At 72.2% G+C, this 25,550-nt stretch carries 15 protein-coding genes; 4 read left to right on the top strand and 11 right to left on the bottom strand.

Annotation, left to right across the window (positions count from 1 at the left end; translation table 11 throughout):
• Positions 1-55: 55 nt before the first annotated feature.
• The 11 genes from ACFVHB_RS06880 to ACFVHB_RS06830 all read right to left on the bottom strand — a co-directional run bounded on the left by ACFVHB_RS06880 (position 56) and on the right by ACFVHB_RS06830 (position 18,388).
• The gene (locus tag ACFVHB_RS06880) at positions 56-2,173 is read right to left on the bottom strand and encodes a beta-galactosidase (protein WP_380316253.1); all 2,118 of its coding nucleotides are present in this window, start codon (positions 2,171-2,173) and stop codon (positions 56-58) included.
• Between the two features lie 64 nt (positions 2,174-2,237).
• A complete protein-coding gene (locus ACFVHB_RS06875; protein WP_380316250.1) occupies positions 2,238-3,989 on the bottom strand; it encodes a cellulase family glycosylhydrolase in 1,752 nt (583 codons plus the stop codon).
• A 78-nt stretch (positions 3,990-4,067) separates the two neighbouring features.
• Positions 4,068-5,816: a cellulase family glycosylhydrolase gene (locus tag ACFVHB_RS06870; protein ID WP_380316248.1), complete on the bottom strand. Its 1,749-nt coding sequence runs from the start codon at positions 5,814-5,816 to the stop codon at positions 4,068-4,070.
• Between the two features lie 46 nt (positions 5,817-5,862).
• Positions 5,863-7,374, bottom strand: a complete 1,512-nt coding sequence (locus ACFVHB_RS06865; RefSeq protein ID WP_380316245.1) for a glycoside hydrolase family 43 protein — start codon at positions 7,372-7,374, stop codon at positions 5,863-5,865.
• A 92-nt stretch (positions 7,375-7,466) separates the two neighbouring features.
• On the bottom strand, positions 7,467-9,248 hold the full coding sequence (locus ACFVHB_RS06860) for a cellulose binding domain-containing protein (RefSeq protein ID WP_380316241.1): 1,782 nt from the start codon (positions 9,246-9,248) through the stop codon (positions 7,467-7,469).
• Positions 9,249-9,422: 174 nt separating this feature from the next.
• Complete coding sequence (locus ACFVHB_RS06855) at positions 9,423-11,567, bottom strand: alpha-galactosidase (RefSeq protein WP_380316238.1); 2,145 nt, start codon at positions 11,565-11,567, stop codon at positions 9,423-9,425.
• A gap of 42 nt (positions 11,568-11,609) precedes the next feature.
• Positions 11,610-13,595: a beta-galactosidase gene (locus tag ACFVHB_RS06850; RefSeq protein WP_380316235.1), complete on the bottom strand. Its 1,986-nt coding sequence runs from the start codon at positions 13,593-13,595 to the stop codon at positions 11,610-11,612.
• A 24-nt stretch (positions 13,596-13,619) separates the two neighbouring features.
• Positions 13,620-14,648, bottom strand: coding sequence for a LacI family DNA-binding transcriptional regulator (locus ACFVHB_RS06845; RefSeq protein WP_380316233.1), 1,029 nt, complete (start codon positions 14,646-14,648; stop codon positions 13,620-13,622).
• A gap of 112 nt (positions 14,649-14,760) precedes the next feature.
• Complete coding sequence (locus ACFVHB_RS06840) at positions 14,761-15,732, bottom strand: carbohydrate ABC transporter permease (RefSeq protein WP_380316230.1); 972 nt, start codon at positions 15,730-15,732, stop codon at positions 14,761-14,763.
• Complete coding sequence (locus tag ACFVHB_RS06835) at positions 15,729-16,721, bottom strand: ABC transporter permease (RefSeq protein ID WP_380316227.1); 993 nt, start codon at positions 16,719-16,721, stop codon at positions 15,729-15,731. The genes ACFVHB_RS06840 and ACFVHB_RS06835 overlap by 4 nt, the downstream gene beginning before the upstream one ends.
• Entirely contained in the window at positions 16,718-18,388 is a 1,671-nt protein-coding gene (locus ACFVHB_RS06830; RefSeq protein ID WP_380316224.1) for an ABC transporter substrate-binding protein, read from the bottom strand. Before ACFVHB_RS06830 ends, ACFVHB_RS06835 begins: the two co-directional genes overlap by 4 nt.
• 248 nt (positions 18,389-18,636) lie before the next feature.
• On the opposite strand from ACFVHB_RS06830, the gene ACFVHB_RS06825 reads away from it, so the two are divergent.
• The 4 genes from ACFVHB_RS06825 to yicI all read left to right on the top strand — a co-directional run bounded on the left by ACFVHB_RS06825 (position 18,637) and on the right by yicI (position 25,354).
• Positions 18,637-21,492 (top strand): glycoside hydrolase family 3 C-terminal domain-containing protein, encoded by a 2,856-nt coding sequence (locus ACFVHB_RS06825; RefSeq protein WP_380316221.1) that lies wholly within the window; start codon positions 18,637-18,639, stop codon positions 21,490-21,492.
• 201 nt (positions 21,493-21,693) lie between these two features.
• Positions 21,694-22,677: an acetylxylan esterase gene (locus ACFVHB_RS06820; protein WP_380316218.1), complete on the top strand. Its 984-nt coding sequence runs from the start codon at positions 21,694-21,696 to the stop codon at positions 22,675-22,677.
• Positions 22,674-23,075 carry a hypothetical protein gene (locus ACFVHB_RS06815; protein WP_380316215.1) on the top strand — a complete coding sequence of 134 codons (402 nt, stop codon included), beginning with the start codon at positions 22,674-22,676 and terminating at the stop codon, positions 23,073-23,075. The genes ACFVHB_RS06820 and ACFVHB_RS06815 overlap by 4 nt, the downstream gene beginning before the upstream one ends.
• Positions 23,072-25,354: an alpha-xylosidase gene (yicI, locus tag ACFVHB_RS06810; protein ID WP_380316212.1), complete on the top strand. Its 2,283-nt coding sequence runs from the start codon at positions 23,072-23,074 to the stop codon at positions 25,352-25,354. The genes ACFVHB_RS06815 and yicI overlap by 4 nt, the downstream gene beginning before the upstream one ends.
• Positions 25,355-25,550 lie beyond the last annotated feature (196 nt).

Raw genomic sequence — 25,550 nt, 5'->3', positions numbered from 1 at the left:
CGGCCGGGAGTGAACGGGGGCGGTGGGCCCGGCGGGGCCCACCGCCCTTCGCGCGTCAGGAGGCGACGAAGATCCGTACGTCCCAGGCGCCGAGGCGTACCGGGCCGGCGGCGGAGGTCGCGGTGCCGTCCAGCACATCGGTGAGGAAGACCGGTGCCGTGACCTCGACGGGCTGCCAGCTCCAGTTGTGGACCACGTGGACCCGGCGTCCGTCCGGGGACGTTCCGGTGGTCGCGGTGACGGAGACGGGCAGGTCGCGCCAGCCGCTCGCGGGAGCGGGAGCCAGCCAGGTGGCCAGCGCCCGGGCCAGGTCACGGCCGGGCACCGTGCCGACGCAGGTCACCCGGCCGGCGCCGTGGGCCCGGGTGGTGACCGCCGGCCAGCGGCCGAAGTGCGGGTGCTCGTACCCGGCGAGCACGGTGGCGTCGGTGACGGTGAGGCCCTCCACCCAGCGCGTCGCGGTCGCGCCCGCCGGAAGCCCCAGCGAACTGCCCGGGACGGTGCGCAGCGGGAGGTCCGCGGGCAGGTTGCTGAACTCGTCGTACCACACGCCCGCGGCGGCCGACAGGCGTGGCGGAGCGGTCTCGTGGCGCGCCCGGGCCTCGTGGTCGGCGTAGCCGGTGCGGGGGCCGATCACGAGGTGGCCGCCGGCCTCGGCGTAGGCCGCGAGCCAGTCCAGCAGGGAGTCCTCGGCGAGGTGGAGGGCGGGGACGACCAGCACCGGGTGGCGCCGGGCCGCCTGGTCGGGTGCCGGACCGTCGTGCTCGCCCCGGGCGTCGTGCAGCTGGCGGGCGTGCAGGATCCGGACCTGGCGGCCGGCCTCGAAGGCGCCGCGGTAGAACGGGTCGAAGACGCGGTGGTAGGAGGCCGGGTCCGGACTGCCGTCCGGCTTCGCCAGCGGTGGGTACTTCTGCATCAGCCACTTGCTGCGCATCGAGTAGACCACCGCGATGTCGGCGTCGGGCTCGATTCCGGCGACCAGCGCGCCCGCCGTCTCGAACTCGGCTCCCAGCCGGGCGAGTTCGGCGTAGACCCGGCCGGGCTTGCCGCTGTGCGGCAGGATCCCGCCCCAGTACGTCTCGGCGCCGAAGTGCAGGGTGTGCCAGTGCCAGTACTCGATCATCCGCGCGCCGCGCGAGACGAGCGCCCAGGCGGCCTGCCGCCACTGGCCGTCGAAGGCGGGCCGGTTGTCCGACGTGCCGCTGATGGCCTGGGCGTTGGTCTCGGTGACCAGGAACGGCTCCTGGCGGGAGGAGTAGATCCGGTCGGCGCTCTGGTACAGCGCCCACACGCCCGTGGTCTTCCACCACTGCTCGTGGTCCTCGGGCGTGGTGTCGGGCAGTGCCAGCGCGCCCTGCATGTCGTAGTACGGGTTGCCCGCGGTGACGTCCAGGGCGTCGGTGATCTCGTCGTCCTCCAGCGCCGGGTGGTGGTAGGCGAGGCACGTGGTGACGAACTGGTCGGGGCGGGCGTACTCGCGGGTGATGCCGGCCTGCCAGGCGACGAACTCGGTGGTCTGACGTGCCTGGAACGCCCGCCAGGCGACGTCGTACTGCGGCTGCCGGTTGTCGTCGGGGCGCCACAGGTCGGCCCAGGTGGAGAGCCGGTGCGACCAGTGGACCAGGCCCCATTCGCGGTTGAGGGCCTCCACGTCGCCGTAGGTGTGGCGCAGGTGGTCGACGAAGCGCTGGAAGACGCCGTGGTTGTGCGGCAGGTGCAGTCCGGGCTCGTTGTCGACCTGGAAGCCGATGACGGCCGGGTGCGAGGCGTGGCGGTCGAGGATCGCCCGGGTGACGCGTTCGGCGTGGTAGCGGAAGGCGGGGTGGGAGAAGTCGGCCTCCTGGCGGGCGCCCCAGCCCGTCCGCTCACCCGTCGCCCGGTCGCCGGCGATCTCCGGGTACTGCCGGGCCAGCCACGGCGGCACGGCGTAGGTGGGGGTGCCGAGGACGACCGCGATGCCGCGCTCGTGGGCGCCGTCGAGCACCGGGGCGAGCCAGTCCAGCTCGAACCGGCCGTTCTCCGGCTCCCAGGTGGACCAGACCGACTCGCCGACCCGGATGACGGTGAACCTCGCCCCGGCCATCAGGTCGAGGTCTTCCTTGAGCCGCTCGTACGGCTGGTACTCGTGGTAGTAGGCGGCGCCGAACAGCACGCGCGGGGGCAGCGGGACCATGGGTGCACCTCGGTACGCGGCAGGGCCCCGGCTGCCGGGGCGGCCGGGGCGGGAGTGGACGGGGTCAGGAGGCGGTGCCGGTGACCGTGTCGCCGGACTTGGTCACGTGGTAGGTGACGGCGTCGCCGGTCCAGAAGCGGAAGGTGAGTGTCACCTGGGCGCCGTCCTTGAGGGACGTGAGGAAGTCGGCCTTGAGGGTGGTGGTGTTGGCGCCGTAGTCGGGTCGGAAGTTGTCGAACGACTGGTAGGTGGTCCAGGAGGCGGGGCCGGCGGCGGTGCCGTCGGGGTAGGTGGACTGGACGTTGGCCATGAGGGCACCGTTGAACCGGGTGGGGATGGCGAGCCCGGCGGCGGTTCCGGTGACGTCGGCCATCGTCGGCTTGTCGTAGGAGCGCACGAGGAGCTTCCACGGGACGCCGTCGGAGTAGCGGACCTCGAGGGTGGCGTTGACCCCGGCGGCACGGTCGCCGGCGAGTCGGGTGAGGGTGGCGGCGGTCAGGGTCAGCTGGTCGCCGTCGAGGGTGTAGTCGAGGAAGGGGATCAGCGGGCGGTCGCCCTGCCAGAGGCCGGTGAACCAGAGGCCGTTGCGGTTCAGGGTGACGGTCTGCGCGGTGAGGGGGCCGGAGGCCGGGAGGAAGACGTTGTCGGTGGAGGCGGTGCCCGAGCGGGTCCGCCACGAGCTCTGGATCAGGGCCTTCATCTCGGGGACCTGCCACTGCATGGTGGAACGGTTCAGGAAGTCGTTGGCGGCGTCCCAGACGGCGGAGGTCATGCCGTTGCGCCGCGCCTCGTAGTTGACGTGCTCGAAGTACTTGAGCATCTCGCCGCGCTCGACGACGCCGGAGTAGGGCGAGGTGAGCAGGCCGTACTCGCCGAGGTAGACGGGGATGCCCTTCTTGACGAAGGTGTCGTGCACCCGGGCGAAGCCATCGGTCAGGTCCTTCTGGCTGGTGGCGTCGTAGGTCGTGCCGTTGGCGATGTTCACGCTGAACGGGTACCAGCTGTAGTAGTGCACGGTGGCGACCAGGTTGCGGTCGTGCAGCGAGTCGATCGTCGTCGACAGGTCGTCCAGCCAGTGCTGGGCGTTGTTGGTCTCCTCCGAGGGCAGGACGAGCAGGCGGTCCTTGTTCCCGCCGCCGGAGTTGCGCACGATGCTGTGGAAGGAGGTGTTGAGCTCCCGGAGGTACTGGGTCCGCTGGGCGTCGGTCGCGTCGGAGAACTGCGGCTCGTTGATGCTCTCCATGAGCAGCGTGCGGGGCTCGTCCTTGAAGGCGGTGGCGATCTGCTGCCACGTGGAGTTGAAGCGCGCCACGACGTTGTCGTGGTCGGTGGACATGGTCGCGATCCACTTCCACGAGTCGTGGTGGACGTTGATCTCGACGTAGAGACCGTCCTCCAGGGCGAGGTCGACCACCTGCTTGACCCGCTTCATCCACGCCGGGTCGATGGTGTACGGCGCGGTGTCGGACTGGTGGGAGAACCAGGTGACCGGGATCCGGACGCTGCGGAAGCCCTGGGCCCGCAGGCCGTCGAACGTCGCCTTGGTGGTGAGCGGATTGCCCCAGGACGTCTCCTCGGGGAAGGCGTCGAAGGTGTTGCCGAGGTTCCAGCTGGGCTGCATCTGGGCCACGGCCGCCATCGGGTCGTGCGGGACCTTCGCCCCGGCGGCCTGGGCAGCCGTCCGAGGCTGGTCGGTGGGGGCGGCGACGGCGGTGCCGCCGCAGAGGGCGCCGGTGGTGACCAGAGCCACCACGAGGCCTGCCGTCCGGTGGAGCCGGCGGGCGAGCGGACGGGCGGTCTGCTGTGCGTCGTTCACGGGACGTCCCTTCGGGTGAACAGGTGGGGGAGCCCGGCCGTCCGGGGCCGGCGGCCGGGAAAGTGGGAGGGACTTGGGTCAGGAGACGGTGCCGGTGACGGTGTCACCGGCCCTGGTGAGGGTGTAGGTGATGGTGTCGCCGGTCCAGAAGCGGAAGGTGAGCGTCGCGGGGGCGCCGTTCTTGAGCGACGTGAGGAAGTCGGCCTTCACGGTGGTGGTGTCGGCGGTGTAGTCGGGGCCGAAGTCGCCGAACGTCTGGTAGGTGGTCCAGGAGGCGGGGCCCGCGGCGGTGCCGTCGGCGTAGGTGGACTGCACGTTGGCCATCAGGGCACCGTTGAACCGGGTGGGGATGACCAGTGCGTCGGTGGTTCCGGTGGCGTCGGACATGGCGGGCTTGTCATAGGAACGGATGTTGAGCTGCCAGGGGACGCCGTCGGAGTACCGGACTTCGAGGGTGGCGTTGATCCCGGCGGCGCGGTCCCCGGCGAGTCGGGTGAGGGCGTCGGCGGTCAGGGTGAGCTTGTCGCCGTCGGGGGTGTAGTCGAGGAAGGGGATCAGCGGGCGGTCGCCCTGCCAGAGGCCGGTGAACCAGAGGCCGTTGCGGTTCAGGGTGATGGTCTGCGCGGTGATGGGGCCGGACTTCGGCAGGAAGAGGTTGTCGGTGGAGGCGGTGCCCGAGCGGGTCCGCCAGGACGACTTGACCAGGTCCATCAGGGCCCGGTCCCGCCACTGGAGGGTCGTGCGGTTCAGGTAGTTGGCGTCGTCCCAGAGCGCGGTGGTGATGCCGTTGGCCCGGGCCACGTAGTTGACGTGCTCGTAGTACTTGAGCATCTCGCCGCGCTCGACGACGCCGGAGTTGGGTTCGCTGAGCAGGCCGTACTCGCCGAGGTAGACGGGGATGCCCTTCTTGACGAAGGTGTCGTGCACCCGGGCGAAGCCTTCGGTCAGGTCCTTCTGGCTGGTGGCGTCGTAGGTGGTCCCGTTGGCGATGTTCACGCTGAACGGGTACCAGCTGTAGTAGTGCACGGTGGCGACCAGGTTGCGGTCGTGCAGCGAGGTCATCGTGGTGGACAGGTCGTCGAGCCAGTGCTGGGCGTTGTTGGTCTCCTCCGAGGGCAGGACGAGCAGGCGGTCCTTGTTGCCGCCGCCGGAGTTGCGCACGATGCTGTGGAAGGAGGTGTTCAGTTCCCGGAGGTACTGGGTCCGCTGGGCGTCGGTCGCGTCGGAGAACTGCGGCTCGTTGATGCTCTCCATGAGCAGCGTGCGGGGCTCGTCCTTGAAGGCGGTGGCGATCTGCTGCCACGTGGAGTTGAACCGGGCCATGATCGTGTCGTGGTCGGTGGACATGTTGATGATCCACTTCCACGAGTCGTGGTGGACGTTGATCTCGACGTAGAGTCCGTCCGCGAGGGCGAGGTCGACCACCTGCTTCACCCGCTTCATCCACGCCGGGTCGATGGTGTAGGGCGCGGTGTCGGACTGGTGGGGGTACCAGGTGACCGGGATCCGGACGCTGCGGAATCCTTCGGACCGGAGACGGTCGAACAGCGCCTTGGTGGTGAGCGGATTGCCCCAGGACGTCTCGTCGGGGATCGCGTCGAGCGTGTTGCCGAGGTTCCAACTGGGCTGCATCTGGGCCACGGCGGCCATCGGGTCGTGCGGGACCTTCGCCCCGGCGGCCTCGGCTGCCGTCCGGGGCTGGTCGGCGGGGGCGGCGACGGCGGTGCCGCCGCAGAGGGCGCCGGTGGTGACCAGGGCCACCACGAGGCCTGCCGTCCGGTGGAGCCGGCGGGCGAGCGGACGGGCGGTCTGCTGTGCGTCGTTCACGGGTCGTCCCTTTCGGGTGGACGGGCGGGGAGTCCCTGAGGGGAGGTCAGGGAAAGGAGAGGGGCTCGTAGTCGAACCGGTCGAAGTGGACGGTGCCGGCCGCGGCGTACATGCCGATGACCCGGCCGGTGAAGCCGCCGGCCACCTCGGTGGACAGGTAGCGCCCGTCGAGGGTGGCGAGCGCGGTGAAGGTGCCGGCGGGCTCCTCAATGCCGAAGACGACGTCGTCGGGGCCGGTGCGCGGGCCGCGCGTCGGCCGCGGGACGACGTGGACAGCGAGCACCACGGCTCCGGCGGGCACCGGACGGGAGGCGACCTCGGTGCGCAGCGAGCCGATCCGGGCGAAGACCTTCACCTCGCCGTCGGCCGCCTCGATCTCGTAGTGGTGCTCCTCGTCCATGCGGACGGCGAGGCCGCCGCGGCCCCCGGCGGGGTCGATCAGGGTGCGGGCCCGGCAGCCGAGGTGCTGCTGGCGCCGGCCGACGAACACCACGTCGTTCTCGTCCAGGGAGGCGCCCGCGGCGCGCAGGGTGAGCCAGCCGGAGCGCTCCTTCGTGGTGCACAGGTGTTCGGGGCGCTGGCGCACCGAGATCCACTGGGGGTGCAGCTCGGCCTGGTCGAAGTCGTCCCGGGCCGGGACCGCCGGCACGGGGTGCAACGGCCAGGAGGGGGTGGGCAGTTCGGGGGTGACCTCGCCGACCACCGGCCAGCCGTCCACCCACTCGACCGGAGCGAGGAAGGTCTCCCGGCCGAGCACGTACCAGCCGGGGGTGCCGCCGCGCGGCCGGACGGCGAGCAGCACCATCCACCAGGAGCCGTCGGGCGCCTGGACGAGGTCGGCGTGCCCGGTGTTCTGGATGGGACTGTTGATGCCGCGATGGGTCAGCACCGGGTTGGCCGGACACGGCTCGAAGGGGCCGGAGGGCGACGTGCCGCGGGCGATGGAGACGGCGTGGCCGCGCTCGGTGCCGCCCTCGGCGATCATCAGGTACCAGTACTCGCCGATCCGGTACAGGTGCGGGGCCTCGGGGGCCATGGCGCCGGGCGCGCCGGACCAGATCCGCCGCGGCTCGCCGAGGGTTCCGCCGGTGGCCGGGTCGAGGCGGACCTGGGAGACGCCGGCGACGGTGCACCAGCAGGTGCCGTCCTCGTCCCAGGCGAGGTCCGGGTCGATGCCCGGGACGCCGGGCAGCCGGACCGGGTCGGACCAGGGGCCGGCCGGGTCGGTGGCGGTGAAGAGCATGTTGCCGCCGTCACCGACGTTGGTGACGATCAGCCAGAAGCGTCCGTCGTGGTGGCGCAGCGTCGGTGCGTAGATCCCGCCGGAGGACGGCATGCCGATCGGGAGGCGCAGCTGGCTCGGCCGGTCGAGGGCGTTGCCGATCTGCTCCCAGTTCACCAGGTCGCGGCTGTGGAAGACGGGGATGCCGGGGAAGTACTCGAAGCTGGAGCACACGAGGTAGTAGTCGTCGCCCACGCGGCAGACGCTCGGGTCGGGGTGGAAGCCGGGGATCACCGGGTTGGGGACGGTGTCGTCGGGCTGGTGCTGGTCTGACACGCGGTCGGGTCCTGATTCGTGAGGAGGCGGGTCGGGTTCGGGGGTGGTGCCCCGGGCCCTGGGGAACCCGGGGCACCACCGGCTCATCGGGTTCAGCCGATCGCGCAGGAGGCGCCGTTGAACCGGAAGGCGGAGGGGTTGGCGTCACTGCGGGACCAGGTGGCCTTGAAGCCCCACTGGACGCTGCCGCCCTGCGGGACGGTGGCGTTGTAGGACACGTTCCCGGCGTTGACGCTGGGGCCGCTCTGCGACACCGAGGCGTTCCAGCTGTTGGTGATGCCGTTGTCGCCGGGGAAGTCGAAGCCGAGGGACCAGCCGTTGACCTGGCCGAGGCCGTTGTTGACGACGGTGATGGAGCCGACCATCACGCCCTGCCACTCGTTCTTGTTGTAGACGACCCGGCAGGGCGCGTTGGTCGGGTGCATCTGGACGACGGTGATGCCGTAGGCGGGCACGGTCTGGACGGTCGGGCTGCCGGTCTGGGCACTGCCGATCGCGTGGGCGTTCTTGAGGTAGGAGTGGACGGTCGGGGTGGCGGAGGACGGGGTGAACCCGGTGTAGGACAGGTTCACCGCGGCGTCGTTGTTCGGGTCCCTGTTGATCAGCATGACGGCCACGTCGCCGTTGGCGCGGCGGACGGCGTGCGCGGTGAGCAGCGAGGACGAGCTGGCGGCCTTGACCAGGGTGTCCCCGGGCGCGCCGAGCTTGCTGATCATCTGGATGCCGTAGTAGGCGGGGAAGGGCGTGTTGACGGCCGGCTCGCAGGGGGAGCCGCTGGAGACCAGGCCGCCGTCGTTGTAGTCGGTGGCGCCCTCGACGGTGGTCACCTTCGTGCAGTCGGTGCCGTTGCGCAGGTCCCACCAGTCCACGGTGAACGCGCCGTTCTCCAGCCAGGTGAGGTAGTCGTCCGGGGCGAACAGTCCGTTGGGGGAGGTGTCGAGGTAGGCCTGGGCGTTCGCCTCGGTCACCGCGATGCCGACGTTGGGGGCGTTGGATCCGGCGTACTGGTTGATCAGCGAGCGCACGGCGCCGGCGATGTTCGGGTTCTGGGCCTGCGGCTTGGTGAGCAGGTCGGCCGGGCTGGTGCTGGTGGGGTAGGCGTGCACGATGGCGAAGTCGATCTTCGAGCCGGCGATCGACAGGACGGTGTGGTTCCAGTCCATGGTGTCGCCCGGGCCGACGATGCCGTCCGGCCAGTAGCCGGGGGTGGTCAGCACGGCGCCGATCTTGACGCTGGGGTCGGCCGCCTTCATCGCCGAGACGAACTGGAGCACGTTGTTCGCGTAGGTCGTGGCGCTCTTGCCGCTGTGGGTGTCGTACTCCCACTTGGCGCCGTACTCGCCGTTGCCGTAGACCTCGTTGCCGATCTCCCAGTACTTGATGCCGTAGCCCTTGGTGACGTTCGCGTACCGGACCCAGGCGGCGGCCTCCTGGGGGGTGCCCGAGCCGTAGTTGGCGGTGATGATCGGCTGCGCTCCGGCGGCGCGCACGGTGCCCATGAAGGCGTCGAAGCCGGTGTTGGGGGCGACGTACGCCCCGTCGTCGGCGGTGCCGGTCTGCCAGTGGTACACGTCGGAGTGGCTGCCGCCGGGGTAGCGGACGGTGTTGATGCCGGCCGTGCCGAGCAGTCCGGGGGTGGCGGCGGCGCTCATGTTGGCGTCGTAGACCGGGATGTTCACGCCGACGCCGGTGGCGGGAACGGTGGCGAGCTGCAGGGCGGCGTCGACCGACACCGACACGGTGCTCGCGGTGACGGCGGGCGGCGCGGCGGCCGCGGGCGGCGCGACGGCGGCGATCGCGCCGGTGACCGCGAGCGACAGGGCCGCCGTGGCGGCTATGACGCGATCATGACACGAGCGGACTGACCATTTCATGTGCGTCCCTCCAGGGGGTGGGGGTGCGTGGTGTTCGAGTTGGGGGAAACGAACTCCCGCGTTCTGGACGGCAGGGGCCCGGTGCGGCTGCTCGGGGCGGGCCCGGACGCGAAGCGTGTTCCGTTCGGATGCGGGGCCGGCGCGGTGGGGCGCGCGCGGATGCCTGAGGCATCGTCAACTCCTCTCGGTGGAAATCATGGTGAGGCGCAGCAGGACGGCGGACGGGGCCGCCGGCAGGGTCACGGTGAGTTCGGCGGTGTCCGGGTGCCAGGTGGCGCGGGCCCGGCTGGACGCCGGGTAGAGCACCTCGACGCGGACGTCGGCGCCGGTCAGGTGGGGAAGGCCGAGATCCCTCGTGGTCTGCTCGCCGGAGCGCCGCCAGGCGGTGAGGTAGGTGGCGGCCGGGGTGTGCAGGGCCAGGGCGATCCACGGGTCCTCCCAGCCCGGGAGCCCGAGCGGCCAGGCGGGCAGCGCCTGCGGCAGGTCGGCGCGGATCGACTTGTGGACGGCCACCGCTTCATGGACCAGGTTCCGTGCCTCCGAGGAGAGTTCGGGGAGGCGCCCGGAGAGGTGGATGCGGCCGAGGAGCGCGTTGGCCATGGTCAGGGCGACCTCGTCGGGGGAGTCCTCGGGCAGCGGGTAGGCCCAGACGGCGCCCTGCTCGGGCGTGACGGCGGTGGGGGCCGCGGCCGCGATCGGTGCGTAGCGCAGCAGGTCCTGCTGGTCGCTGGTGGACTGCACCTGGAGCCGGGAGAGCAGGGCGTGGTCCATCCGCATGCCGCCGGAGGCGCAGTTCTCGATCACCACGTCCGGGTGCCGGTCCAGGATGCCGTCGAGCCAGTCGAGTTGGGCCCGGTTGTGGCCGAGCAGGCCGGCCGCCGGTGCCTCTCCCGGGTGGCTGCTGGTGCCGGAGCCCGGGTCGGTGTTGTGGTCGAGCTTGAGGTAGCCGACGCCCCACTCGCCGACCAGGCGGTCCACCACGCGGTCCAGGTGGGCGCGGGCGGCCGGGTGGCGCAGGTCGAGGTGGTACCGGCCGCCGCCCTCCTCGACGCGCCGCCCCTCGCGGCGGAAGAACGCCTCCTCCGGCAGGGCCTGGGCGACCGGGCTGGAGGCCCCGACCGCCTCCGGTTCCAGCCACAGGCCGGGGACCATGCCGTGCGACCGGATGCGGTCCAGGACCTCGTGGATCCCGTTCGGGCCGGGGAAGCGGGAGGCGGAGGGCTCCCAGGCTCCGACGGTCTGCCACCAGTTCTCGCCCTCGTCGGCGTACCAGCCGGCGTCGATGACGAAGTACTCCGCGCCGGCCTCGGCGGCGGCGTCGACCAGGGGCAGCAGTTTGGCCGTGGTCGGGTCGCCCATCAGGCAGTTCATGTAGTCGTTGAAGATCACCGGCAGCCGCCGGTGGTCGGGGTGCGGGCGGCGGGTGGCGCGGCGGTAGCGGGTGAGGCCGGCGAAGGCGACGTCGGGGCCTCCGTCCGTGGCCAGCGCGAGCGACACGGGCACGGTACGGAACTCGGCGCCCGGCTCCAGCGGGTGGCGCCAGCCGTGGTCCGCGTCGTTCGGCCCGTACAGCGCGGCGTACGCGGTGTCGTCGCGGACCCCGCACTCCCAGCGCCAGCCTCCGCCGTTGTGCTCGATCTGCCACAGCCAGGTGCGGCCGGACGCGCGGTCCGTCAGCCCGCCCATCGGCAGGTGGCCGCAGCTGGACCACACGCCCTGTCCGGCCACGACGCGGGTGCTGCGGCCGGAGGTGGTGTGGAAGCGGCCGCTCCGTTCGGGCGAGGACACGCGCAGCGGCTGGCGGTGCCAGCGGCATTCGGCGAACCACTCGTTCTCCGCCCACAGCAGGTCGGCGTCGTCCAGGTCCGCCGGGTCGCCCCCGGTGAGGCAGCCGGCCACGAGCGAGGCGACCGACTCCAGGTGCAGCGTCCGCCGTCCCTCGTTGCGCAGCACCACCTCGGCGCGCAGCACCGGCAGGCCGTTCGGGGAGCGGTAGACCGCCTCGGCGGTGAGTCCGCTCTCCGGGTCGTGGAGTTCGACGGTGAGTACGTGCCAGTCGCCGTCCCGGGTCGTCCGGTGCGTGCGGTACCGCAGGCGCCCGCCGAGAACGGTGTTGACGAGGTGCCGGCCCGACCAGTAGCGGCCGAGATCGGCGGTCGTCACCTCCACCAGCGGCAGTGGTGCGCTGCGGCGGGGGGCGGCGCTCTTCTCGCCGGGTGCGGCGAGGCGGGTCAGGCGCGGGGTGCCGTGCTCGCCCAGGGCGATCTCCAGCTCCAAGGCGTCGTGGCCCCAGCGGATCGTCTCGTGCGGGTCGCTCATGGTGGCACTTCCTCGGTGAGGCGGGAGGGACTCAGTGAGCGCTCACAATGCGCGCAGGACGGCGCAGCCGCCGGCGGGCAGCCGGCTCACGGTGGCGTCCGTGAGCAGGTCGTGGGCCGGCTGGGGGAGTGGGACGGCCTGGTCGAGGTGGTTGAGCAGCAGGTGCCAGGCGCGGCCGTCCGGGGCGTGGCGGGTGACGGCTTCGACGCCGGTCGGCAGGCCCGGCAGCTCCGGGGTGACGCCGGCCTCCGCGAGCAGTCGGCCGACCAGGGCGGTGTAGCCGCTGTCGTCGAGGCGGGTGGACAGGTACCAGCCGTGGCCGGAGCCGAAGGCGTGGCGGGTGAGCGCCGGTCTGCCGTCGAGCATGCCGTGGGTGTAGGTGGCGAGTGCCTCGGCGCCCTCGGTGCGCAGGGACTCGCTCCAGGAGCCGGCGGTCGAGCCGTCGGAGAGCGCGATCTCCTCGCCCCGCGGCAGCGGGCGGTGCTCCTCCACCCGGATGCCCAGCGCCTCGCGCAGCGGGGCCGCCGGGTAGCCGCCGAGCCGGGCGTGCAGGCGCTCGTCGACGACGCCGCCGAAGTGCTGGACGAGCAGGGTGCCGCCGCCGGCGACGTAGCGGCGCAGGTTCTCGGCGCCCGCGTCGGTGAGCAGGAACAGGGCGGGGGCGAGGACGACCCGGTAGCGGCTCAGGTCGTGCTCGGGGTGGGCGAAGTCGACCGTCGGCCCGGCGTCCCACAGCGCTCGGTGGGCGCGGCGCAGCGCGGGGTGGTAGCCGAGCTCGGCGGACGGGAGGCCGTCGACGTTCATGGCCCACCAGGCGTCGGAGTCGTGCAGCACGGCCACTTCGGCCCGGACGGTGGATCCGGCGAGTTCGCCGAGCCGGGCGACGGCCTCGCCGGTCGCCGTGACCTCGCGGAAGGTGCGGCTGTCCGGTCCGGCGTGCGGGACCATCGCCGAGTGCCACGTTTCGGCGCCGGCCCGGGACTGGCGCCACTGGAAGAACAGCGCGCCCTCCGAGCCGCGGGCGATGTGGGCGAGCGAGTGGCGAAGGATGTCGCCCGGCTCCTTGGGGAGGACGCGGTCGCGGGCGTAGACGGTGTTGGTGCCCGATTCCATCAGCAGCCAGGGGGCGCCGCCGGCGAAGGAGCGGGCCCGGTCGGCGTCGAAGGCGGCGTGGGCCGCGGCGTCGACGCCGGGTGCGCCGGGGTAGTGGTTGACGGAGACGAGGTCGACCTCGCGGCCGAACGCCCACAGGTCCAGGTTCTGGTAGTCGGGCAGCATGAGGTTGGTCGTCACCGGCCGGTCGCTGTGGGCGCGGATCGCGTCGCGCTGCTCGCGGTAGGCGGCGAGGGTCTCGTCGGACCAGAAGCGGTCGTAGTCCAGGGCTTGGCCGGGGTTGTGGTGCCACTGGCTGGTGCGGGGCGGGAGGATCTGCTCCCACGAGGTGTAGTGCTGGCTCCAGAAGGCCGTCCCCCAGGCGTCGTTGAGGGCGTCCAGGGAGCCGTGGCGGGCGCGCAGCCAGACGCGGAAGGCGGCGGCGGTGTGCTCGCAGTAGCAGAGGGTGACGTACTCGTTGTGGACGTGCCACAGGGCGAGTGCGGGGTGGTCGCCGTAGCGTTCGGCGAGGGCGGCGGCGATGCGGCGGGCGGCCCGGCGGTAGGCGGGGGCGGTGAGGCAGTAGGTGTCCCGGCTGCCGTGCGTCAGCCGGGTGCCGTCGGGGCCGACCGGCAGGGCGTCCGGGTGGGCCAGGGTGAACCAGGGCGGGGGGGAGGCGGTGGGGGTGGCCAGGTCGACGGCGACGCCGGCCGCGTGCAGCCGGTCGAGGTGGGTGTCGAGCCAGTCGAAGTCGTAGCGGCCCTCTTCGGGTTCCATCAGGGCCCAGGAGAAGACGCCGACGGTGGCGAGGTTGACGCGCGCGCGGCGCATCAGTTCGTCGTCCTGCTTCCACGCCTCGGCGCCCCACTGCTCGGGGTTGTAGTCGCCGCCGAAGGCGAGGCCGCCGAGGCGGTCGGTGAGCCGGCGGATGTCCATGGGGAGGTGTCCTTCGGTCGGGGGTCATGTGCGGCGCGGGGCCGGTGCGGTGCTCTCGCGGACGACGAGTTCCGGTGGCATCAGGAGGAGTTGGTCGGCGGGCTGCGAGCCCGCCGTGGTCGCGGCGATCCTCGCCATGACCTGGTCGACGGCGAGCAGCCCGAGGTCCTTCTGCGGGCCGGTCACGGAGGTGAGCCGGGGGGCGTGCTGCTCGGCCATCGCCCGGGGGCAGATGGCGATGACGGAGGCGTCCTCCGGGACGGTTCGTCCGCTGGCGCGCAGCAGGGTGAGCAGCGGGCCGATCGCCGCCTCGTTCTGCACGACGAACCCGGTGGTGTCGGGCCGGTCGGCGAGGATGCGGGCCAGGGTGCCGGCCGTGCTCTCGTACGTGCCCTCGCACGGCCGGTGGAGGAAGCGCAGGCCGCGTCGTTCGGCGCGGGCGCGGAAGCCGTTCAGGGTGCGCTCGGCGTAGCCGGCGTGCCGCCGGTAGACGCCGCTGCTGTAGCCGATGAAGGCGATGTCGCGGTGGCCGAGGTCGGCGAGGTGGTCGGCGCACAGGGCGCCGGCGGTGGCGAAGTCGTGGTCGACGCAGGAGAGTCCGGTGGGGTCGTCGGGCAGGCCGATGAGTGCGGCGGGAATGTCCTCGGCGCGCAGGACCGGGACGCGGTCGTCGTCGAGCCGGACGTCCATGAGGATGACGCCGTCGGCCAGTCCGGTGGCGGCGACCCGGCGGACGCCTTCGGGGCCTTCGTCGTTGGTGAGCAGCAGGACGTCGTAGCCGTGTTCGCGGGCCGCGACGGTGACGGCGATGGCGATCTCCATCATGGTGGGCACGTGGACCTCGGGGTTGAGCGGCACGACCAGGGCGATGATGTGCGAGCGCTTGCCGGCCAGGGCCCGGGCGCCCGCGTTGGGGTGGTAGCCGAGGTCCGTGATGGCCCGTGCGATGCGGGTCCTGGTCTCGTCGGAGATCGGGCGCTTGCCGCTGAGGGCGTAGCTGACCGTGCTGGACGAGACGCCGGCGTGCCTGGCCACATCGGCGAGTGTCACCATCGTGGTGCTTCCTTCGTGTCGGTTCCGGTGGGAGCGGTCCCGGTCGTGCGACGGGGGTCCGTGGGGACCGCTCCCGGGCCGTTGGGGGCCCGTGGGGCGTGGAGCGGACGGCTCAGCCCTTGATCGCGCCGGTGAGGACACCGGTACGCAGGTGCTTCTGCACGAACGGGTACACGACCACCAGTGGTACCAGGGTGAGGACGACGACCGCCATCTGCAGGGACAGCGGCGCGGTCTGCGCGTGGGTGCTGCCGAAGCCGGAGTTGACCGAGCCGGGCAGGCCGTTGGCCCGGTTGACGTAGGTGAGCAGCACGTACTGCAGCGGCCACTTCTCACTGTCCGTCGGCATGTAGAGCATGACGTTGAAGAACGAGTTCCAGTAACCGACCGCGTAGAACAGCGCGGTGACGGCGGTGACGGCGCGCGAGGTGGGCAGGACGACGGACCACAGGATCCGCCAGTCCCCGGCGCCGTCCACCCGGGCCGCGTCGATCAGCTCGGCGGAGGTCTCCTGGTAGAAGGCGCGGAGCACCAGGATGTTGAAGACGGAGACGGCGCTCGGCAGGATCAGCGCCCACCACTGGCCGTAGCCGCCGAGGCCGGTGACGACCAGGAAGCTCGGGATCAGGCCGCCGCCGACGAACATGGTGGTGATCAGCAGCAGCAGGACGAAGCGCTGCCCGAACGACCGGGGCCGGGAGAGGCCGTAGGCACACAGGACGGAGACGGCCATGGACACGGCGGTGCCGACCACGGTGATGCCCAGGCTCACGCCCAGCGCGGTGACGATCGTCGGGTCGCCGAGCATCTGGCGGTACGTCTCGGTGGTCAGGCCGTCCGGCCAGATCACCAGGCCGCCGGCCCGGTTGATGGCGCCGGGTGTGGAGAAGCTGGTCAGGACGATGATCCAGAGCGGGACCAGGATGACGGCGAGCGTCCCGCCGAGGGTGATCCCCTTCGCGGCCTTGCCGATGGTGGTGGGCGGCTCCTCCCAGGGCGGGCGGGCGGAGGCGCGGCGCCGGGCGGCCGCTGTCGGGGTGCGCCGCTTCGAGCGCCGCGATCCGAGGGTGAGGGCGTTGGTCATCTGCGGTACAACCCGTCCTCGCCGAAGGCGTGCGCCAACCGGTTGGCGCCCCAGATGAGCACGAGCGAGACCACGCTCTTGAAGAGCCCGGCCGCCGCGCCGTAGCTGTAACCGCCGGTGGCGATGCCGTAGTAGAAGGAGAAGGTGTCCAGGACGTCCGCGGCCTCGTGGCCGACCGCGTTGCGCTGGACCAGGAACTGCTCGAACCCGACGGACAGCGCGTTGCCCAGGCGCAGGACCAGCATCAGCACGATCACCCCGCGCAGCCCCGGCAGCGTGATGTGCCACATCCGCCGGAACCGGCCGGCGCCGTCCGCCGCCGCGGCCTCGTACAGCTCGCTGTTGATCGCGCTCAGCGCGGCGAGGAAGACGATGATCCCCCAGCCCGCCTCCTTCCAGATCGCCTGGGAGGTGACCAGCAGGGCGAAGGTGTCCGGGTTGGTCATGATGTCCCAGGTGCCGATGTCGTGCTGGCGCAGGAACTGGTTGAGCACGCCGGCGCCGCCCAGCATCTGCTGGAAGATCGTGACCGCCAGCACCCACGAGAAGAAGTGCGGCAGGTAGACCACGGACTGGAAGAGGTTGCGCAGCCGCTCGCTGATCACCGAGTTGAGCAGCAGGGCCAGGGCGATCGGGACCGGGAAGAAGAGGACCAGCTGGACGAAGCTCAGGTACAGCGTGTTCTCCATCGCGGCCCAGAACGCCGAGTCGTTGAACAACTGCTGGAACTGGTCGAACCCGACCCACTCGCTGTTCCAGACCCCGACCAGCGGGTCGTACTCCTGGAAGGCGGTGACGATGCCGAACAGCGGGACGTAGTTGAAGACCAGGAGCAGGACGACGGCGGGCACCGTCATCAGCAGGAGGGACTTGTCGCGCCGCAGCCTCGTCCGCCAGCTGAGCCTCGCGGGTCCGGCTCCGCGGGCTTCGCCGGCTTCGCCGACGTCGCCGGCGTGGGTGGCCGGGCGCTTCCGGGCCGCGGTGCTCACTGGCCGGTGCCGTACTTGTCGAGGACGTTGTCGGTCATCCACGCCTTGAGTCGCTCCCCGGGGCCGGAGCGCCAGCCGGCGATGACCTCCTGCACCTCGGAGACCTTCTTCTTGCCGTGGTAGCAGTCCGTGATGGCGTCGTTGACGTTCGGCGCGGCCGCGGCCGAGGCGATGGCCTGCGGCATGCTGAGGTTCATGCCCCAGAAGAGCGGCTTGGTGAGGTACTTGACGTTGGCGGCCGACCAGCTCGCGTAGTCCCTGGTGATCTGCTCGCCGCCCGGGTTGCTGGTCACGGAGGGGGCGGCGGCCAGGAACTGGTAGCTCGTCACCTGGGCGTCCTTCTTCCCCTCCTCCGTGAAGGTCGGCACGCCGTTCACCCGGGTGTGGTGGACGCCCTCGACGCCGAAGTTGACCATGGTGTACTCGGCCGTGCCGTAGGGCGCGGCGAGGTAGTTCGCGACCGAGAGCAGTTCCTCGATCTGGGCGGGCTTCAGATTGGCGTTGAGGTAGCTGATCATGCTGGCGGCGGCGCCCATGTAGATCACCGGCGTGCCCTTGCCGCCGGCGGTGATGGCGTTGAACGCGCCGCGCCGGTAGTTCGGGTTCGCGGCGGTGCCGGACTGGTGGTCGGCCAGGTTCCAGGCGCCCAGTCCGCCGCCTCCGATGAGCGTCTTGCCGCTGTAGAAGCGGGTGGCCCCGTTGGAGACGTCGCCGGCGAGCGCGTCCGGGTGCATGTAGCCGGCGGTGGCCAGACGGTTGTGCCAGTCGAGGGCCTCCAGGAACTCCTGGGTCTCCAGCGGGTGGACCAGCTTGCCGTTGTCGATCCGCCAGTTCATGGGGACGTTCCAGGAGAACTGGAGGTAGGTCCACACGTCGTCGAAGGCCCACACGCCCCGTTTGGCGTCGGTCAGTTCCTTGCCGAGGTTCATCAGGTCGTCGGCGGACTTGATCTGGTCGGCCATGATGCCCCGGGCGTCGAGGACGTCCTGGCGGTAGAAGGTGGCGCCGGGGATGCCGAAGTTGGTGGAGAAGCAGGGAATTCCGTAGAGCTTGTCGCCCCAGACGCCGTGCTGCCAGGCGCCGGTGGGCAGGGCGGCCAGGTTGGGGTACTTCTTGATGTTGTCGCCGGACAGGTAGGGGGTCAGGTCCGCGAGCTGGGTGCCGGCCAGCCCCCCGGTGTTGAAGGTGTTGTTCATCCAGGCCGGCAGGTTGATCCAGTCCGGCAGCTTCTTGGCGGCGGTCATCGTCGGGATGATGGTGTTGTAGTTGATCCCGTCCGTCGGCTTGACGGTGAGGTCGACCCCGAGCGCCTTGTTCATCGCCTGGTAGAAGGAGTTGCCGACCGGTGGGGCCGTGCCCCACAGCGGGGTGACCGCCGTGTAGCTGCCGCCCTTGCCCGGAACGCCGGAGACGCTGGAGGGCGGGGAGGCCGGGTAGGAGAGGTAGGCCGGGTCGGTCGCTGCGTCGCCCGTGCCCTGCACGGGGGCTATGTCCGGCTTGACCGCGTTGGTGTTGGGTACGTAGGTCGGCAGGGCGGCCTTGAGGCCCTCCTTGGTGTTCGCCCCGGCTTTCTTGTCCGAGCCGCCGCCGCAGGCGGACAGCAGCGGTGCCATCGCGGCGGCCCCCGCGACCGTGGCGGCGGTGGTCAGGAAGCTTCTGCGGTTCAACCCGGATCCCATGGTGGCGTGGCCCCTCTCCGTCGAAGCGGTGAAACATCGAAGCGTCGAGGCGTCGAGGCGTCGAAGCGCTTGGATGTTTCGGCGAGACTAACGACGCGTTACCGATTGGGCAAGAGGCTGAACAAATACAACCTCGTTTGCTCACGCGGTAGTTGACAGGCCACTCGGAGCGTGCCAGCGTCGAAACGCTTCGATCATCCGGTCGCCGAGCCGAGCCCGCCCGAAGGGTGTTCCCCGTGAGTTCCGTGCCCGTGTCCGCTGCCGGCCTGCCCGGCTTCCGCAATCCCGCGCTCGCCCTGCGGGAGCGTGTCGACGACCTGCTCCAGCGGCTCACGCCCGACGAGCGGCTCGCGATGCTGCACCAGTACGCGCCGGCGGTGCCGCGACTGCGGGTCGGCCCCTTCCGCACCGGCAGCGAGGGCCTGCACGGCGTCTCGTGGCTGGGCGTGGCGACGGTGTTCCCGCAGGCCGTCGGCCTGGGCGCCAGCTGGGACGAGGAGCTGGTGCGCCGGGTGGCCGAGGCGGTCTCCATCGAGCTGCGGGCCTTCCACCACCACCGCCCGCCCGCCGTCGGCGGCCCCGAGCGCGGGGCGAACTCCCTGCAGGCCTGGGCCCCGGTGCTCAACCTGCTGCGCGACCCGCGCTGGGGGCGCAACGAGGAGGGCTACTCGGAGGACCCGGTGCACACCGCGCGCCTCGGTGAGGCGTTCTGCCGGGGCCTGGCCGGCGATCACCCGGACTACCTGCGGGCCGCCCCGGTGCTCAAGCACTTCCTCGCCTACAACAACGAGGACGACCGCTGCACCACCTCCTCCGGCCTGCGCCCGCGCGTGCTCCAGGAGTACGACCTCGCCGCCTTCCGGCCCGTCATCGCCTCCGGCGCCGCGACCGGCGCGATGGCCGCCTACAACCTGGTCAACGGCCGCCCCTGCCACGTGAGTCCGCTGATCGAGGCGGAGCTGCGCCGCTGGGCCCGGCCGACCGGGCACGACCTGTTCGTGGTCAGCGACGCCGAGGCCCCGTCCAACCTGGTCGACCCGGAGCACTACTTCGACGACCACGCCGAGTCCCACGCGGCCGCGCTCAAGGCCGGCATCGACAGCTTCACCGACCACGGCGAGGACACGGAGACCGTGGTCGGCCGGCTCCGCGAGGCGCTGGAACGCGGCCTGATCGAGACCGCCGACGTGGACCGCGCCGTCCGCCGCCAGCTCGAAGTGCGCTTCCGCCTCGGCGAGTTCGACCCCGAGCTGGACCCGTACGCCGCGATCGGCCCGGAGGTGATCGACTGCGCGGAGCACCGCGTGCTGGCCCGGCAGGCCGCGGCCGAGTCGACGGTGCTCCTCAAGAACGACGGCCTGCTGCCGCTCGACCCCGCCGGTACTCGGCGGATCGCCGTCATCGGCCCGCTCGCCGACGCGCTCTTCGAGGACTGGTACAGCGGCACCATGCCGTACCAGGTCGGCCTGGCCACCGGCCTCGCCGCGGCCCTCGCCCCGCACGGCGGCGAGATCGTCCGGGTGGAGGGCTGTGACCGGATCGCCCTGCGCTCCCGCACCACGGGCGAGCTGCTCGGCAAGTCCGCCTTCGACGTGACCGACTGGGGCGGTGGCGCCCTCACGCTGCGCGCCGTCGACACCGGCCGCTACCTGAGCCTCCAGGACGACGAGGGCCTGGCGGCCGACCAGGACGTCATCAAGGCCTGGTTCGTCAAGGAGACCTTCCGGTTCGAACCGGCCGGCGAGGACACCGTGCTGCTGCGCAACGTGCTCACCGGCCGCTACGCCGCCGTGGACCCGACCGACGGCCGGGTGGCGGTCACCGCGGAGACCCCGGAGACCGCCGAGCGCTGGCAGCGCGAGCTGCTGCGCGACGGCCGCGCCGAGGCGCGCGAAGCCGCCGCGACGGCGGACGCCGCCGTCGTCGTCCTCGGCAACCACCCGATGATCAACGGCCGCGAGACCGAGGACCGCGCCGACATCCGCCTGCCCGGGGGCCAAGAGGCACTGCTGCGCGCCGTCGCCGAAGTCCGCCCGCAGACGGCACTGGTGCTGATGAGCAGCTACCCCTACGCCGTCGACTGGGCCGCCGAGCACCTGCCCGCCGTGGTGTGGACCTCCCACGGCGGGCAGGAGACGGGACACGCGCTGGCCGCCGTGCTGCTCGGCGAGGCCGAGCCCGCCGGCCGGCTGCCCCAGACCTGGTACCGCGGCGACGACCCGCTGCCCGCCCCGCTCGACTACGACATCATCAAGGCCGGCTGGACCTACCAGTACCACCGGACCACGCCGCTCTACCCGTTCGGACACGGGCTCTCCTACACCGACATCGCCTACCGCGACCCGCGCCTGTCGCAGCCGTCGATCGGCCCGGAGGGCGCGGTCGACCTCACCGTCACCGTGGAGAACCGCGGCCGGCGCTCCGGTGGCGACGTCGTCCAGGTCTACGTCCGGGCCCTGGACACCCGCTACGCGGCGCCCCGGCTGCGCCTGGCCGACTTCCGCAAGGTCAGGCTGGAGCCGGGGGAGAGCCGCGAGCTGACCTTCCGGCTGCCGGCCGAGCGGTTCGCCCACTGGGACGTCGCCACGGGCGCCTTCGCCGTCGACCCCGGCGGCTACGAGATCGTCGTGGCGCGGTCGGCCGAGGACGAGGTCCTCGTCACGCCGCTCACCGTGACCGGGGCGGCCCCCGCTGCCCGCGCCGTCGTCGAACGGACCGTCCGGGCCGTCGACTTCGACGACTACGCGGACGTCACCATCGTCGACGCCACCCGCGCCGACGGCGACGCCGTCACGCCCACCGATCCCGGGCAGCCCGCGACGCTGCTGTTCCGCGGGGTCGACCTCTCCGGCGCCGCCCGGATCGAGGTCGAGACCGCCCGCGCGGGCGGCGCCGACGGCCCCGCCCGGCTGGAGGCCCGGGCCGGCGGGCGGGTGCTGGCCGACATCGACGTGCCCGTGACCGGTGACCGCTACGCCTGGACGAGCACCACCGCCGAACTCGCCGCCGCGCTCGACGGCGTGCACGACCTGAGCCTGATCCTGCACGGCGCCTTCCGGCTCACCGGGTTCCGCTTCGGCGCGGCCGACTGAAGCCGCCGCCCCCGCACCGGCGGCCCGTCGCGGAGGGGAGACGGGCCGCCACCCGTTCCGGACCGGCTCACAGCCCGGGCGATCCCGCCCGCCACCCGGGCGCCGACCCATGCAGCCACCAGCCGCCCGGAGGCGGCCCGCACGTCCCTGCTCAAGCCCCACCACCTCACCTCGAACTCGCGGCACCCGGAGGAATCCCCCATGCCCGTCACCGACTTCGGTGCCGACGAACTCGTCGGCTACCGGCCCGAGTCGACCGCCCCGCAGGACTTCGACGAGTTCTGGCGGCGCACCCTCGCCGAGGCCCGCTCGCACGGCGGCGCGGTCAAGGCCGAACGCGTCACCGCGCAGTACGGCCTGCGCACCGTCGAGGTCGACGACGTGCGCTTCCCCGGCTGGAACGGCGAGCCGGTGGCCGCCTGGCTGCTGCGACCGCGCGGCGTGGACGGGCCGCTGCCCGTCGTCGTCAGCTACCAGGGGTACTCCGGCGGCCGCGGGCTGCCCACCGAGCACCTGTTCTGGTCCGCCGCCGGCTACGCCCAACTCGTCGTCGACAGCCGGGGCCAGGGCCACGACACCCCGGACCGGGGCACGGGCGACGGCACCCAGTGGGTCGAGGGCTTCATGACCAAGGGCATCGAATCCCCCGAGCACCACTACTACCGGCGGCTGATGACGGACTGCGTGCGAGCCGTCGAAGCCGTCGCGCAGCTGCCCGGCCTCGACGCCGACCGGATCGTCGTGGCCGGCGGCAGCCAGGGCGGCGGCCTGTCCCTCGCCGTCGCCGGGCTCGGCGGGGACCGGGTGGCGGCGGTGATGCCGGACGTGCCGTTCCTGTGCCACTACCGCGAAGGCGCCCGGAGCTCCCTGGACGGGCCGTACCAGGAACTCGTCAAGTACCTGCGCTGGCACAGCCGGCACCGGGTGGAACCGACGTTCGCGACCCTCGACTACTTCGACGGCGTCCACTTCGCCCAGCGGGCCACCGCTCCGGCCCTGTTCAGCGTCGGCCTGATGGACCCGATCTGCCCGCCCCGGACGGTCTACGCCGCCTTCAACCACTACGCGGGCGAGGACCGCACCATGACGGTGTGGCCGTTCGCCGACCACGCCGGCGGCTGCGGCTCGACCCCGCCCGTCCAGCTGGCCTGGCTGCGCGAGCGCGGGCTGGCACCGGAGCTGTGAGCGCCGTGCCCTACGGTGCCGGGGCACCCGCGACCTCCCCGGCCGTCCCGGACCTGCCCGCCGGCTTCCACGGCCTCGCCGTGCGGGAGCTGCGCACCGCCGGCGCCCGCGAGGTCGGCACCACGCTCAACCGCGACCGGTCGCAGGCCGCCTCCGACCGGCCCGAGGACCTCGCCGGCCCGCGCCGGGCCGAGGTCCCGCACAACGAGGTCTGGACCGAACCGCTGTTCGCCGGCGCCACCCCGCGCACGAGGCCGGGACCCCGGGACCACGCACAGCGCTTCGGCCTGGTCCACGCCGACCACCGAACCCTGACCCGAACGCCCGAGGACGGCTACCACTGGTACCGGGGCCTGATCACCGCGCACCGCGCGCGGACGGAGGAACCCGCACGATGAAGTTCACCGACGGCTACTGGCTGATGCGCCCGGGCGTCACCGCGCGCTACGCCACCGAGGTCGCCGACGTCCGCACCGGCGAGGACCGGATGACCCTCTACGCGCCCGTGAAGCACGTGCGCGGCCGCGGTGACACGCTCAACAGCCCGCTGCTGACGGTCGAGTGCTGGTCCCCGGCCGAGGGCGTGATCGGGGTGCGCACCACCCACCACGCCGGTTCGGTGCGGCGCGGGCCCGAGTTCGCGCTGCCCGGCGCCGAGCCGGGGAGCGGGAAGGTGCGCCGGGACGGCGACGTCGTGGAGCTCTGCGCCGGCGAACTGACGCTGCGGGTGGACACCTCCGAGCCGTGGCAGCTGGAGTTCACCGCCGGAGGGCGGGTCCTGACCTCGGTGGGGGAGCGCGGCACCGGCTTCGTCACCGACGCCGAGGGCCGCCACCACATGCTCGGCCAGCTCGCCCTGGGCGTGGGCGAGCTGGTGTACGGCCTCGGGGAGCGGTTCACCCCGTTCGTCCGCAACGGCCAGGTGGTGGACATCTGGCAGGCGGACGGCGGCACCAGCAGCGAACAGGCCTACAAGAACGTCCCCTTCCACCTGACCAACCGGGGCTACGGCGTCTTCGTCAACCACCCGGGCAAGGTCAGCTACGAGATCGGCTCCGAGTCCGTCGGCCAGGTGCAGTTCAGCGTCGAGGACCAGTCGCTGGAGTACTTCGTCGTCCACGGCCCCACCCCCAAGGCGATCCTGGAGCGCTACACCGCGCTCACCGGCCGCCCCGCGCTGCCCCCCGCCTGGGCGCTCGGACTGTGGCTCACCACCTCCTTCACCACCGAGTACGACGAGGCCACCGTCAACCGCTTCGTCGGCGGCATGGCCGAACGCGGCATCCCCCTGAGCGTCTTCCACCTCGACTGCTTCTGGATGCGCGAGTACCAGTGGTGCGACTTCGTGTGGGATCCGGAGACCTTCCCGGACCCGGCCGGCATGCTGGCCCGGCTCAAGCGGCAGGGGCTGCGGATCTCCGCCTGGATCAACCCCTACATCGCGCAGAAGTCGGAGCTGTTCGCCGAGGGCATGCGCGAGGGGCACCTGGTGCGCCGCCCGGACGGCAGCGTCTGGCAGTGGGACCTGTGGCAGCCGGGCATGGCCCTGGTGGACTTCACCAACCCCGCCGCCCGCGCCTGGTACACCGACAAGCTGCGCACGCTGCTGGACGTCGGCGTGGACTGCTTCAAGACCGACTTCGGCGAGCGCGTCCCCACCGACGTGGTGTGGCACGACGGCTCCGACCCGGAGCGGATGCACAACTACTACACCCACCTCTACAACCGGACCGTGTTCGAGCTGCTCCGCGACGAGCGCGGCGAGGGGGAGGCGCTGCTGTTCGCCCGGTCCGCCACCGCGGGCGGCCAGCAGTACCCGGTGCACTGGGGCGGCGACTGCGAATCGCACTTCAACGCCATGGCGGAGTCGCTGCGCGGCGGACTCTCCCTCGGCCTCTCCGGTTTCGGCTTCTGGAGCCACGACATCGGCGGCTTCGAGGGCACCCCGACCCCCGCCGTGTTCAAGCGCTGGACGCAGTTCGGCCTGCTCTCCTCGCACAGCCGGCTGCACGGCAGCAAGTCGTACCGCGTGCCGTGGGACTTCGGCGAGGAGGCCGTCGAGGTCACCCGCGAGTTCACCCTGCTCAAGCACCGCCTGGCGCCCTACCTCCAGCACGCCGCCCAGCAGGCGCACGCCACCGGCGTGCCGGTGATGCGCGCGATGGTGCTGGAGTTCCCGGAGGACCCGGCCGCCGCCACGCTCGACCGGCAGTACCTGCTCGGCGACGACCTGCTCGTCGCCCCGGTCTTCACCGAGGACGGCACGGTCGAGTACTACGTGCCGGAGGGCGCGTGGACCAACGTCCTCACCGGCGACCGGGTCACCGGCCCGCGCTGGGTGCGCGAACGGCACGGCTTCCACACCCTGCCGCTGCTCGCCCGCCCCGACTCCGTCATCCCGTTCGGCGCGGACGACCAGCGCCCGGTCTCCGCCTGGGCCGTCGGCGTCGAGCTGCGGGTGCACGCCTTCGCCGACGGAGCCGAGCGCACCGTGGTGATCCCGCGCGGCGACGGTCCCGGTGAGACCGCCCGCTTCCACGTGAGCCGCACCGGTGACCGCCTGCGGGTGACCACCGACAGCCCGCACCCCTGGCAGCTGCGGATCGGCGGCCCGGACGGCGTCCTGCACGTCAGCCCGGCCGGCACCCACGAGGCGGACCTGCCCTTCCCGGCCTGAGCCAGGCCCCTCACGAGGCCCCGCGCGCCCACCGCACGGGCGCGCGGGGCCTCGCCGCTCCTGTCCGCCCCACCGACGCCGGAGTCGCCGATGCGGAGCCGCACCGAACGCCACCTGACACCCGCCGCGCTGGACGCCCTGCCGCGCGGCCCGCGGGCGTCGGGTGCCGTCTCGACGTCGAAGTCAGACCGTCCGT

Source organism: Kitasatospora sp. NPDC127111 (assembly GCF_042677465.1).
In the GTDB taxonomy this organism is placed as follows: domain Bacteria; phylum Actinomycetota; class Actinomycetes; order Streptomycetales; family Streptomycetaceae; genus Kitasatospora.
The sequence above is the reverse complement of the archived record's forward strand: the minus strand, read 5'-3'. Positions and strand labels throughout refer to the sequence as shown.